Annotated in this window: 10 protein-coding genes and 1 pseudogene; 6 read left to right on the top strand and 5 right to left on the bottom strand. The window is 57.7% G+C overall.

Translation table 11 applies throughout. The features are described 5' to 3' along the window. The first annotated feature begins 651 nt into the window (after positions 1–651). A pseudogene (locus PLD_RS14940) lies at positions 652–1,319 on the top strand (phosphatase PAP2 family protein). 275 nt (positions 1,320–1,594) lie between these two features. Here the strand turns inward: PLD_RS14940 and mnmE are convergent. The 5 genes from mnmE to rpmH all read right to left on the bottom strand — a co-directional run bounded on the left by mnmE (position 1,595) and on the right by rpmH (position 5,538). Then, entirely contained in the window at positions 1,595–2,965 is a 1,371-nt protein-coding gene (gene mnmE, locus PLD_RS14935) for a tRNA uridine-5-carboxymethylaminomethyl(34) synthesis GTPase MnmE (RefSeq protein WP_159893967.1), read from the bottom strand. 79 nt (positions 2,966–3,044) lie between these two features. Beyond that, positions 3,045–4,745, bottom strand: coding sequence for a membrane protein insertase YidC (gene yidC / locus PLD_RS14930; RefSeq protein WP_159893965.1), 1,701 nt, complete (start codon positions 4,743–4,745; stop codon positions 3,045–3,047). A 2-nt stretch (positions 4,746–4,747) separates the two neighbouring features. Further along, entirely contained in the window at positions 4,748–4,993 is a 246-nt protein-coding gene (gene yidD, locus PLD_RS14925; protein WP_003213574.1) for a membrane protein insertion efficiency factor YidD, read from the bottom strand. Further along, positions 4,986–5,387, bottom strand: a complete 402-nt coding sequence (gene rnpA / locus PLD_RS14920) for a ribonuclease P protein component (RefSeq protein ID WP_218575872.1) — start codon at positions 5,385–5,387, stop codon at positions 4,986–4,988. The genes yidD and rnpA overlap by 8 nt, the downstream gene beginning before the upstream one ends. A gap of 16 nt (positions 5,388–5,403) precedes the next feature. Further along, positions 5,404–5,538, bottom strand: a complete 135-nt coding sequence (gene rpmH, locus PLD_RS14915) for a 50S ribosomal protein L34 (protein WP_003213577.1) — start codon at positions 5,536–5,538, stop codon at positions 5,404–5,406. A 565-nt stretch (positions 5,539–6,103) separates the two neighbouring features. On the opposite strand from rpmH, the gene dnaA reads away from it, so the two are divergent. The 5 genes from dnaA to PLD_RS14890 all read left to right on the top strand — a co-directional run bounded on the left by dnaA (position 6,104) and on the right by PLD_RS14890 (position 12,962). After that, entirely contained in the window at positions 6,104–7,645 is a 1,542-nt protein-coding gene (dnaA, locus tag PLD_RS14910) for a chromosomal replication initiator protein DnaA (protein WP_159893961.1), read from the top strand. Between the two features lie 38 nt (positions 7,646–7,683). Then, positions 7,684–8,787: a DNA polymerase III subunit beta gene (dnaN, locus tag PLD_RS14905; RefSeq protein ID WP_009046209.1), complete on the top strand. Its 1,104-nt coding sequence runs from the start codon at positions 7,684–7,686 to the stop codon at positions 8,785–8,787. Between the two features lie 20 nt (positions 8,788–8,807). Beyond that, on the top strand, positions 8,808–9,911 hold the full coding sequence (recF, locus tag PLD_RS14900) for a DNA replication/repair protein RecF (RefSeq protein ID WP_159893959.1): 1,104 nt from the start codon (positions 8,808–8,810) through the stop codon (positions 9,909–9,911). Positions 9,912–9,915: 4 nt separating this feature from the next. Continuing rightward, positions 9,916–12,333, top strand: a complete 2,418-nt coding sequence (gyrB, locus tag PLD_RS14895) for a DNA topoisomerase (ATP-hydrolyzing) subunit B (protein WP_159893957.1) — start codon at positions 9,916–9,918, stop codon at positions 12,331–12,333. Positions 12,334–12,446: 113 nt separating this feature from the next. Next, positions 12,447–12,962, top strand: a complete 516-nt coding sequence (locus PLD_RS14890; protein WP_159893955.1) for an Imm21 family immunity protein — start codon at positions 12,447–12,449, stop codon at positions 12,960–12,962. The last annotated feature ends 222 nt before the right edge of the window (positions 12,963–13,184 follow it).

The raw sequence follows: 13,184 nt of genomic DNA, 5'->3' as shown, positions 1-13,184 counted from the left end.
GGTTCCTCAGGTGTACAAGCCTGTCCATCCTCCAGGATGCAAATCAGGGACCACTTTGGAAACTCATTTAAAAGCGGCCAAAAAAGCCGATTAGTCAGAAAAATTAAGGGGAAAATGCCTATCTTCGAAATGGCGCTGTTACTCAAGACCGCAGGTTTGTCGGCTGCAGCCTGTGAAGGGGGTAAAGGTAACGTCGCTCGCCCTTGGGCCCGGTAAAAATCGCACAGTCTGCAAATCTGCTTTGCGCGCTTGGACATACATCCATGTTCTAGCGCTTCATGGGCGGCTGTGGATAACAGAAAGCGAGCCATTCGCTGCGGCGTCTGTCCGGTGAGCACCGTCAAGCTGTGTTGGATGAGTTGCAAGTTCATGTGTAACGGGGGGAAAGCAACAACCAAACCGGACAGGCTCCCCGCCAAGAGTCCGACACCACATCAACAATGTGGCGAGGTGGTTTGTGTTTACGTGCCACTGATTCATGACGTTGGCAGACGTAGGCAAGATTACTGATCGAGGAAGACGGACAGTTTGCTCAGTGGCCGCAAAAAACGGGCATTGAACAGGCCTGAAAGTCCACGTCTCGACTGTGAGGAAGACTGTTTATGAATACGTTCCCCCCGTTCGCTGTTGCTGAGCCCATTTCTGCTGCCGGTGTTGGCAGCCCATGCCGATACAGCGGTCACGTCCTATGCACTAAAAGAGCAACTGCAATTGGCGGGCTACCTTCCCCCTCCGCCGCAGGCGAACTCTGCCATGGCGCGTGGTGACCTCAAGGGGGTTCTGGATGTGCAAAAGGGCCGTACTGCAGAACAAACACGCCGAGTACAAGCGCACGACCTGTGGGAAGACAACGTGTTTCCCTTCGCCAGGGATATTCTCGGTGACGCCTTCGACAAGGAGCGCTTGCCATTGACCCGGCAATTTTTCCTGCGGGTTCAGGAGAACCTCGTCGAGGTGTTGATGCCAGCCAGAAAGTACTTCGCAAGACCGCGCCCTTATGAACAGGAGCCAACCGTCAAACCGGTCCTGCCCCCTCCCGAAGGCAATTCCTACCCGAGCGGCCATTCCATGGATAGCTACCTCAATGCGACCCTGTTGAGCATTGCGGTGCCAGAGAAACATGGCGAACTCTTTGCTCGGGCCAAGTCTCACGCGGACAGTCGCGTCCTTGCCGGTGTGCACTACCCGAGCGACCTCCAGGGCGGGCAAATTGCCGCGGCAGCCCTGGTTGCGGCGTTGCTGGCTGATTCCAAGTAGCCGCCGATTTCGCGCAGGTCCGGCAGGAGCTTCGCAAAGCGCTGGTGCTTGCTGAGCGATAGCGGTAACGCTCGATCATACGACCCGTTGCAAACCGCGGTCATCTCCGACCGTATAGGTCTTGTCCCTGGGCTTGAGAGCCTTCAGGACGGCGTCGGTAAGTGCCGTCTTCTCCCCGTATGTCCAAGTAGCGGATGGCTCCTGCCAATACCACGACTTGGGCATCAATTCAGACGGCTGTCGGCGTGCTTCGCAGGGCTTGATAAGCAAGCAATCCAGTATTCATGCGGGTTTCAAGGCGATTTGTGGACCTTGATGAAGCCCGGTGGACGTCAGGTTACTTGCCGATGCAGAAACTGGAGAAGATTCGCCCTAGCAGGTCATCGGAACTGAAGGCTCCGGTGATTTCCCCCAGCGATTGCTGAGCCTGGCGCAGGTCTTCGGCCAGTAATTCGCCGGCACCGGCCAGGGTCAGCTGTGCCCGGCCATGTTCCAGGGCCGCACTGGCGTAGCGCAATGCCTCCAGGTGCCGACGGCGTGCACTAAAGCTGCTTTCGGAGGTCTGTTCATAACCCATGCAGGCTTTCAAGTGGTCACGCAGAAGCTCTAGCCCGCTACCGGCAGCCATGGCACTGAGGCTGATGGTGACGTGGCCGTCATCACAGGTTTCCAGGGCGATGGGTTCGCCGGTCAGATCGGCCTTGTTGCGAATCAGCGTGACCTTGGCCGGGTCTGGCCGCTGCTCGAGAAACTCTGGCCACAGGGCGAAGGGGTCCGCCGCTTCAGCCGCGGTGGCGTCCACCACCAGCAACACCCGGTCGGCCTCGCTGATGGCCTTGAGTGCCCGTTCGACACCGATTTTTTCCACCTGATCCTCGGTATCCCGCAGGCCGGCCGTATCCACCACATGCAGTGGCATGCCATCGATGTGGATATGTTCGCGCAGGATGTCCCGGGTGGTGCCGGCGATATCGGTGACGATCGCCGCCTCGCGCCCGGCAAGAGCATTGAGCAGGCTGGATTTGCCGGCGTTCGGGCGCCCGGCGATCACCACGGTCATACCATCACGCAGCAAGGCGCCCTGCCCGGCTTCGCGCAGCACTGTGGATAACTCATCGCGCACCGCGTCGAGCATGCTCAGTACATGGCCATCGGCGAGGAAGTCGATTTCCTCCTCGGGAAAATCAATCGCCGCTTCGACATAAATCCGCAAGGCGATTAGTTGTTCGGTCAAGTTATGCACACGCTGGGAAAACGCACCTTGCAGCGAGCGCAGGGCGTTACGGGCAGCTTGGGCGGAGCTGGCCTCGATCAGGTCGGCGATGGCTTCGGCTTGGGCCAGGTCGAGTTTATCGTTGAGGAAGGCACGCTCGCTGAATTCACCTGGCCGGGCCAGGCGGCACCCCAGCTCCAGGCAGCGCTGCAGCAGCATGTCGAGAACAATCGGACCGCCATGGCCTTGGAGTTCCAGTACATCTTCTCCCGTGAAGGAGTTCGGCCCCGGGAAATACAGGGCGATGCCTTCGTCCAGGACTTCTTTCCGGGCATTGAGAAACGGACCGTAATGGGCAAATCGCGGCTTGAGCTCGCGACCGCTGATGGCTTTGGCCGCCGCGCCCGCCAGGGGCCCGGAAATCCTTACGATGCCCACGCCGCCGCGACCTTGGGCGGTGGCGATGGCGGCGATGGTTTCACGAGGGACATTCATAACCCGACATCCAGACAAAAGTGACAGATAGCAAAACGCCCCACTAGGGGGCGTTTTGTGTGGTTATCCACAGCGTAGGTCAGGCCGCTTCTTTTTTGGTAGCCGCTTCGATCTTACGAGTGATGTACCACTGTTGTGCGATCGACAGGCAGTTGTTCACAACCCAGTACAGCACCAGACCGGCCGGGAACCACAAGAAGAAGAAGGTGAAGATGATTGGCATCATTTTCATCACCTTGGCCTGCATCGGATCCGGAGGCGTCGGGTTCAACTGCTGCTGAATAAACATGGTGGCGCCCATGATGATCGGCAGAATGAAGAACGGATCCTTGATCGACAGGTCGGTGATCCACAGCATGAACGGCGCCTGGCGCATTTCCACGCTTTCCAGGAGTACCCAGTACAAGGACAGGAAAACCGGCATCTGCACCAGGATTGGCAAACAGCCACCCAGCGGATTGATCTTCTCTTTCTTGTACAGCTCCATCATCGCCTGGGACATTTTCTGACGATCGTCGCCGAATTTTTCCTTCAGCGCGGCCAGTTTAGGTGCCACTGCACGCATGCGCGCCATGGACTTGTAGCTGGCAGCCGACAGGGGGAAGAAGATCCCTTTGATCAGCATGGTCAGGAAAATGATCGACCACCCCCAGTTACCCACCAGGCTGTGGATATGTTGCAGCAGCCAGAAGATGGGTTGGGCGATGAACCACAGGAAACCGTAATCGACAGTCAGCTCCAGACCTGGGGACAACTCTTTCAGTACGGCCTGGCTTTTCGGACCGGCGTACAGGATAGCGCTGGTTTCGGCCTTGGCACCTGGGGCAACGGTCATCGAAGGGCCGGTGTAGCCAATGATGTAGTTGCCTTTGCTGTCTTTACGCGCCAGAACCTGGTTGTTCTCGCCTTTTGGCGGAATCCAGGCGGTCACGAAGTAGTGTTGCAACCAAGCGACCCAACCACCCTGAACACTTTCAGTGATCGGTGCCTTGGTCTTGTCCTCGTTCACCTTGTCCATGTCTTTCATGGACACTTTTTTGTACGGTTCGGAACTTGTCCACAGGGCTGCGCCCAGGTAAGTCGCGGTGCCGGTGGCGGTGCTGGAGGACGGATCGGAACTGGCGTCACGCTTGAGCTGAGCGAACATCGCGCCAGTCCAGGGTTGTGCACTTTCGTTGTCGATCAGGTAGCTAACGGTGACGTCATACAGGCCGCGTTTGAGAGTGAAACGCTTGATGTAGTTGACGCCGTCCTTGCTGAACTTCAGGTCGACGACCAGTTGATCCTGGCCATCAGCCAGTTGATAACTTTTCTTTTCCGACGAGTAGATCGGACGACCAGCCGGGTTGGCGTCTGGACCATTGCTGCCGATCAGACCGCTTTGTGCCAGGTAAGTCCGCTCGCCGCCGTTATCGAACAACTGGAAAGGAATTTCCGGATGGTCCTGACGACGTGGATACAGTGGCAAACGCAGTTGTGCGATATCCCCACCTTGTGGATCGACAGCCAGGTCGAGCACATCCGTTTTGATCTGGATGAGGTCTTTGCTTGCCGCGACCGGCGCTTCGGCAGGTGCAGTGGTATCGCTTGCCGCGCGCGGAATGTCGTCATTAGCAGCGGAAGTGCCTGTTGGCGCATCCGGCAAGCCCGGGGCGGTCGTGCTGGAAGCAACATTCTGAGTCGGCAGGGCAGCTTGGCCATAATCCTGGTTCCATTTAAGAACCATGACGTAGGACACGATTGCCAGGGCGACGATCAGGATCGTGCGTTTGATATCCATGATTACTCGGCCATCGAAGAAGAACGGGAGGTAGGGATAGGTGGAACCGGGTCATAACCACCGGGATTCCACGGATGACAGCGACCTAAACGACGAAAGGTCAGCCAGCCACCGCGCAGAAGGCCATGATTTTCTATGGCTTCTAACGCGTAGCAGGAACAACTGGGGTAGAAACGACAGTGATTGGCCATCAGAGGACTAATGGCATAGCGGTAAAACTGGATCGGAACGAGTGCCAGTTTACGCATCAGGACTGTCTACCCCTACAGTTTCGGATTTGACTGCTGGTACCGGCTTGTTGCGCGCCAGACGTTTCCAGAGTTTGCCGAAATGCTGAATCAATTCGGGGTTTTCTACATCGCCCAAACCTTTACGCGCGACGATAACAATATCCCATCCGACCAGTGAATCCTGGTGGAGACGAAACGATTCGCGCATTAGACGCTTGAGGCGATTGCGCTCAACGGAGAGCTTGACGCTCTTTTTCCCGATCACGAGCCCCAGACGGGGATGATCAAGATCGTTGTTGCGCGCAAGGAGCAGGAGATTTTTCCCCGGAACCTTGCCGGTAGGGGAGTCAAAGACCGCCTTGAAGTGCCGGGGTGTAAGCAGGCGCTTTTCCCGACTGAAGTCCTGACTCACCTCCAGTGCCGGATTATCAAACTGCCAGACGCGCACGACCTTTGGCGCGACGACGCGACAGGACGGCACGACCGTTCTTGGTAGCCATGCGAGCACGGAAACCGTGGGTACGAGCGCGTTTGATAGTGCTTGGTTGGAAAGTACGTTTCATGTCGTGTTACCTGGTTCGTCCACAATGGGCCGGAATGGCCCCCGTTTTAAGAGACCGGCGATTCTAGAGAAAGCAAGCCTCTAGGTCAATTTCCAACCAGCTTTTCCTTTCTCTATGTATGTCCGTGTTCGGGGGGTGAGACAAGGTTGGATAGATATAAAAATAAAGAAGGAAAGTATTTAAAGCTTTTCTGTAAAGCTTATAAAAGCTAAGGCGGCCAGAATCTGTGGATAAGTTACTCTAGGCCTTCTAATCCGTACTGTACAGAGAATGACAACACGGTTGAGAAGCGGTGCTCTGCCTGTGCTGCGCTGTCGGAAAAGCTGTGTGTGGAAAGGTCAGTTATCCACAGACGAGTTATCCACTGAGTTCCCCTCCGAGTTGTGCAACGACCTTAAGTAGGGTTATCCACAGAGCTTATGCACATACCATTGGTCGTGTTTATTCAGGATAAGACGTTGATTCTTAGTGTCCTCAGGGCACGCTACATGTGGATAAGTGGACGGCTGATCGCTACAATGGCCGCTTGTTTTTGCCTCACCGGCTTTCAACTTAGGGGTTATCCGTGTCAGTGGAACTTTGGCAGCAGTGCGTGGAGCTTCTGCGTGATGAGCTGCCTGCCCAGCAATTCAACACTTGGATCCGTCCACTACAGGTCGAAGCCGAAGGCGACGAGTTGCGTGTCTACGCACCGAATCGTTTTGTTCTCGATTGGGTTAATGAAAAGTACCTGGGGCGCGTGCTCGAGCTGCTGGATGAACACGGCAACGGCAGTGCACCAGTTCTTTCCTTATTAATAGGCAGCAAACGCAGTTCGGCGCCTCGCGCCGCACCTAATGCGCCACTGGCCGCCGCTGCCTCGCAAGCGCTGCAAGCGGCGGCAGCCAATGCCACCCCGGCGACGGCTCCTGCGCCAACTCCGACACCCACTTCCGCTCCGGCCAAGAAAGCCGCAGCGCAGAAGAGTGCCGAGGTCAGCGAAGAACCCTCTCGTGACAGCTTCGACCCGATGGCGGGCGCCAGCTCGCAGCAGGCACCGGTACGCGCCGAGCAACGTACCGTCCAGGTGGAAGGTGCGCTCAAGCACACCAGTTACCTGAATCGCACCTTCACCTTTGAGAACTTCGTCGAGGGTAAGTCCAACCAATTGGCTCGCGCAGCGGCCTGGCAGGTGGCGGACAACCCCAAGCATGGCTACAACCCGTTGTTCCTGTATGGCGGCGTCGGTCTGGGTAAGACCCACTTGATGCACGCTGTGGGTAACCACCTGTTGAAGAAGAATCCGAATGCCAAGGTCGTGTACCTGCATTCCGAGCGCTTCGTGGCGGACATGGTCAAGGCCTTGCAGCTCAACGCGATCAACGAATTCAAGCGCTTTTACCGTTCGGTCGACGCCTTACTGATCGACGACATTCAGTTTTTCGCCCGCAAGGAGCGTTCCCAGGAAGAGTTTTTCCACACCTTCAACGCGCTGTTGGAAGGCGGTCAGCAGGTGATTCTTACCAGCGACCGTTATCCGAAGGAGATCGAAGGCCTGGAAGAACGCCTCAAGTCCCGCTTTGGCTGGGGCTTGACGGTAGCGGTCGAACCGCCTGAGCTGGAAACCCGGGTGGCGATCCTGATGAAGAAGGCTGATCAGGCCAAGGTTGATCTGCCCCACGATGCGGCGTTCTTCATTGCCCAGCGGATTCGCTCCAACGTTCGAGAACTGGAAGGTGCGCTCAAGCGGGTCATCGCCCACTCGCACTTCATGGGGCGTGATATCACCATCGAGTTGATTCGCGAGTCCCTGAAGGACCTGCTGGCACTGCAGGACAAGCTGGTGTCTGTGGATAACATCCAGCGCACCGTCGCCGAGTACTACAAGATCAAGATTTCCGATCTGCTGTCCAAGCGACGTTCGCGTTCGGTGGCTCGCCCGCGTCAGGTGGCCATGGCCCTGTCCAAGGAACTGACCAATCACAGCCTGCCGGAAATCGGCGATGTGTTCGGCGGCCGCGACCACACCACGGTGCTGCACGCCTGCCGCAAGATCAATGAACTTAAGGAATCCGACGCGGACATCCGCGAGGACTACAAGAACCTGCTGCGTACTTTGACCACTTGATGACTCCAACGCAGCTTATTAAGGCAAGGGACTAGACCATGCATTTCACCATTCAACGCGAAGCCCTGTTGAAACCCCTGCAACTGGTCGCCGGCGTCGTCGAACGTCGTCAGACCTTGCCGGTGCTTTCCAACGTGCTGCTGGTTGTCGAAGGCCAGCAACTGTCGCTGACCGGTACCGACCTGGAAGTCGAGCTGGTCGGTCGTGTGCAACTTGAAGAGCCGGCCGAGCCGGGGGAAATCACCGTTCCCGCGCGCAAGCTGATGGACATCTGCAAGAGCCTGCCCAACGACGCGCTGATCGACATCAAGGTCGATGAGCAGAAGCTGGTGGTGAAGGCCGGGCGTAGCCGCTTCACTCTATCGACCCTGCCGGCCAATGACTTCCCGACTGTGGAAGAAGGCCCGGGCTCGCTGACCTGCCAACTGGAGCAGAGCAAGCTGCGTCGCTTGATCGAACGCACCAGCTTCGCCATGGCCCAGCAAGACGTGCGCTACTACCTCAACGGCATGCTGCTGGAGGTGTCCGCGGGGATCATCCGCGCCGTGGCCACCGACGGTCACCGTCTGGCTATGTGCTCAATGCAGGCGGATATCGGTCAGCCGGATCGTCACCAGGTGATCGTGCCGCGCAAAGGTATCCTGGAACTGGCGCGCTTGCTCACCGAGCCGGACGGCAACGTCAGCATCGTTCTGGGTCAGCACCACATCCGCGCCACCACCGGCGAGTTCACCTTCACCTCCAAACTGGTGGACGGCAAGTTCCCGGACTACGAGCGCGTGCTGCCCAAAGGCGGTGACAAGCTGGTGCTGGGCGACCGTCAGGCCCTGCGTGAAGCGTTCAGCCGTACCGCGATCCTGTCCAACGAGAAGTACCGCGGCATTCGTCTGCAACTGGCCAATGGTCAGCTGAAAATCCAGGCCAACAACCCGGAGCAGGAAGAAGCGGAAGAAGAAGTGGGCGTGGAATACAACGGCGGCTCGCTGGAAATCGGCTTCAACGTCAGCTACTTGCTAGATGTGCTGGGCGTCATGACCACTGAACAGGTGCGCCTGATCCTGTCCGATTCCAACAGCAGTGCGCTGGTGCAGGAATCCGACAACGACGACTCGGCTTACGTTGTCATGCCGATGCGCCTGTAATCATGCTCAGCAGAAGCTAGATGTCCCTCAGTCGCGTCTCGGTCACCGCGGTGCGCAATCTGCACCCGGTGACCTTCTCCCCCTCTCCTCGCATCAACCTTCTCTATGGCGCCAACGGCAGTGGCAAGACCAGCGTGCTGGAGGCCATCCACTTGCTGGGGCTTGCCCGCTCGTTTCGCAGTGCTCGCCTGTTGCCGGTGATCCAGTATGAACAGCTGGCCTGTACCGTTTTTGGTCAAGTTGAGTTGGCCCAGGGTGGGCACAGCAGCTTGGGGATATCCCGGGATCGTCAGGGGGAGTTTCAGATCCGCATCGATGGCCAGAATGCCCGCAGCGCGGCGCAGCTGGCGGAAATCCTGCCGCTGCAGTTGATCAACCCTGACAGCTTTCGCTTGCTGGAGGGCGCACCGAAGATCCGCAGGCAGTTTCTGGACTGGGGAGTGTTCCATGTGGAACCTCGCTTCATGTCCACCTGGCAACGCTTGCAGAAGGCCCTGCGGCAGCGGAACTCATGGCTGCGGCATGGTACACTTGATGCCGCTTCGCAAGCGGCCTGGGACCGGGAACTGTGTCAGGCCAGCGCTGAAATCGATGAATACCGCCGCGCTTACATCAAAGCCTTGAAACCAGTCTTTGAGCGGACCTTGAGCGAGCTATTGGCGCTCGAGGGCCTGACGCTTAGCTATTACCGTGGTTGGGATAAGGAACGAGAACTCAGTGACGTTCTCGCGACCGCCCTGCACCGTGATCAGCAAATGGGTCATACCCAGGCCGGCCCGCAACGTGCTGATTTGCGTCTGCGCTTAGGTGGACACAACGCCGCGGACATCTTGTCCCGTGGTCAGCAGAAGTTGGTGGTCTGTGCCTTGCGCATTGCCCAGGGGCATTTGGTCAGCCAGGCCCGCCGCGGTCAGTGTATTTATCTGGTGGATGATTTGCCGTCCGAGTTGGACGAGCAGCACCGCCGCGCACTTTGTCGCTTGTTGGAAGACTTACGCTGCCAGGTGTTTATCACCTGTGTAGACCACGAATTATTGAGGGAAGGCTGGCAGACGGAAACGCCAGTCGCTTTGTTCCACGTGGAACAAGGCCGTATCACCCAGACCCACGACCATCGGGAGTGAAGGCATGAGCGAAGAAAATACGTACGACTCGACCAGCATTAAGGTGCTGAAAGGTTTGGATGCCGTACGCAAACGTCCCGGTATGTACATTGGCGACACCGATGACGGCAGCGGTCTGCACCACATGGTGTTCGAGGTGGTCGATAACTCGATCGACGAAGCTTTGGCTGGCCACTGCGACGACATCAGCATCATCATCCACCCGGACGAATCCATCACCGTGCGCGACAACGGTCGCGGTATCCCGGTGGATGTGCATAAAGAAGAAGGCGTTTCCGCAGCAGAGGTCATCATGACCGTGCTCCACGCCGGCGGTAAGTTCGACGATAACTCCTATAAAGTATCCGGCGGTCTGCACGGTGTAGGTGTATCGGTAGTGAACGCGCTGTCCGAAGAGCTGATTCTCACCGTGCGCCGCAGCGGCAAGATCTGGGAACAGACTTACGTCCACGGTGTTCCGCAAGAGCGGATGAAGATCGTTGGCGACAGCGAAACCACCGGTACCCAGATCCACTTCAAGCCGTCGGCTGAAACCTTCAAGAACATCCACTTCAGCTGGGACGTCCTGGCCAAGCGGATTCGCGAGCTGTCCTTCCTCAACTCTGGTGTCGGCATCGTCCTTAAGGACGAGCGCAGCGGCAAGGAAGAGCTGTTCAAGTACGAAGGTGGTCTGCGTGCCTTCGTTGAATACCTGAACACCAACAAGACCGCGGTCAACCAGGTGTTCCACTTCAGTGTTCAGCGTGAAGACGGCATCGGCGTGGAAATCGCTTTGCAGTGGAACGACAGTTTTAATGAGAACCTGTTGTGCTTCACCAACAACATTCCACAACGCGATGGCGGTACCCACTTGGTGGGCTTCCGTTCCGCACTGACTCGTAACCTGAACAACTACATCGAGCAGGAAGGCCTGGCCAAGAAGAACAAGGTTGCCACCACCGGTGACGACGCTCGTGAAGGCCTGACCGCGATCATCTCGGTGAAGGTGCCAGACCCGAAATTCAGCTCCCAGACCAAGGACAAGCTGGTGTCTTCCGAAGTGAAGACCGCGGTCGAACAGGAGATGGGCAAGTACTTCTCCGACTTCCTGCTGGAAAACCCCAACGAAGCCAAGTTGGTGGTGGGCAAGATGATCGACGCTGCACGTGCTCGTGAAGCGGCGCGTAAAGCCCGTGAAATGACCCGTCGCAAAGGTGCGCTGGATATCGCCGGCCTGCCGGGCAAACTGGCGGACTGCCAGGAAAAGGACCCTGCCCTGTCCGAACTCTACCTGGTGGAAGGTGACTCTGCTGGCGGTTCCGCCAAGCAGGGACGCAACCGCAAGACCCAGGCGATCCTGCCGCTCAAGGGCAAGATCCTCAACGTAGAGAAAGCCCGCTTCGACAAGATGATCTCCTCGCAAGAGGTCGGCACCTTGATCACCGCGCTGGGCTGCGGCATCGGCCGCGAAGAGTACAACATCGACAAGCTGCGTTATCACAACATCATCATCATGACCGATGCTGACGTCGACGGTTCGCACATCCGTACCTTGCTGCTGACCTTTTTCTTCCGTCAGTTACCGGAGCTGATCGAGCGCGGCTACATCTACATTGCCCAGCCGCCGCTGTACAAGGTCAAGAAAGGCAAGCAAGAGCAATACATCAAGGACGACGAGGCCATGGAAGACTACATGACCCAGTCGGCGCTTGAAGATGCCAGCTTGCACTTGAACGAAGAGGCACCTGGCATCTCCGGTGAAGCGCTGGAACGTCTGGTCAACGATTTCCGCATGGTGATGAAGACCCTCAAGCGCCTGTCGCGCCTGTACCCACAGGAGCTGACCGAGCACTTCATCTACTTGCCGGCCGTGAGCATGGAGCAATTGTCCGATCACGCCGCCATGCAGGATTGGCTGGCCAAGTACGACGCCCGCCTGCGCACCTCCGAGAAGTCGGGCCTGGTCTACAAGGCCAGCCTGCGCGAAGACCGTGAGCGTAATGTCTGGCTGCCAGAGGTCGAGCTGATCTCCCACGGCCTGTCGAACTACGTCACCTTCAACCGCGACTTCTTCGGCAGCAACGACTACAAGACCGTCGTCTCCCTCGGCGCTCAATTGAGCACCCTGCTGGACGAAGGCGCGTATGTGCAGCGTGGCGAACGTAAGAAAGCGGTCACCGAGTTCAAGGAAGCCCTGGACTGGCTGATGGCGGAAAGCACCAAGCGCCACACCATCCAGCGATACAAAGGTCTGGGCGAGATGAACCCTGACCAGCTGTGGGAAACCACCATGGACCCAAGCATGCGCCGCATGCTCAAGGTGACCATCGAAGACGCCATCGGCGCCGACCAGATCTTCAACACCCTGATGGGTGATGCGGTCGAGCCGCGTCGCGACTTCATCGAAAGCAACGCCCTGGCGGTGTCCAACCTGGACTTCTGATCCGCAGCGGCACCTAAAAAGCCAACGCCTAGCGTTGGCTTTTTTTTGCGCGGACATCACGGCGTGTCTTTGGATCATGTAGTTGTTCTGCTCAGCAGGAAGGCAAGGAGCCTATGAGTCGACTCAAGATTTCTCCCTGGCTGTCCAGTTCCGGTGGCCCCCTGGTGGTGATAGGTGAAGGCTTGGCCGGTATGTGGCGTGGCCTCGACGGCCATCCCTCGGATTACCACAGGGCGTGTCAGATTGATGACCATGCCGGCCGGCTGGAGGGTGTCGATGGCGACATTCTTGTCCTGGGTGACGAGCCTTCGGACACGGCGATTGCCACGGCAGACAACGCCTTGCTGATTATCCGATGGATTTGCGCCCCATCTGAGGCCGAGGTGCTGGCGCAGCTTGAGCGGCTTGAGTTTGGTTCACTGACCCCGATCGAGCGGTTGAGTATTGATTGGTCAAGCGACGCGCTGGTGCTGTTTGATGGGGTCGACGGCTTTGATCCACAGGTTTGTCTGCGCCTTCAACTGTTGTCGCTGTACAGTGAGGTAACGACATTCCGCTACCAGCTCACGCCCGATACTGCCCTGTTGATCCACCAGATAGAGCCTCGTCAGTGGGCCCATCCGTACTGAGGTTTGGCATGTATGGATAGGCAGCATTCCCTTTTTGATGAGCAACGCTACCCCATTGCCCGGCGGTTCGAGGCTCGGGATTGTGGGTTGTCTGGTCGCGACAAACAGCGTCTGTGCTTGTACCAGCAGGCGCAGTCCCAGGCGCTATGGGGTGTGGATTCCGGTTTCGTACCTGATGAGCGCCAGTGTCGGGACGTTCCAGGTCAGCGTAACGCCCCCCTG

The organism is Pseudomonas sp. LD120 (assembly GCF_009861525.1).
In the GTDB taxonomy this organism is placed as follows: domain Bacteria; phylum Pseudomonadota; class Gammaproteobacteria; order Pseudomonadales; family Pseudomonadaceae; genus Aquipseudomonas.
This window is presented reverse-complemented; position numbering and strand designations above follow the sequence as displayed.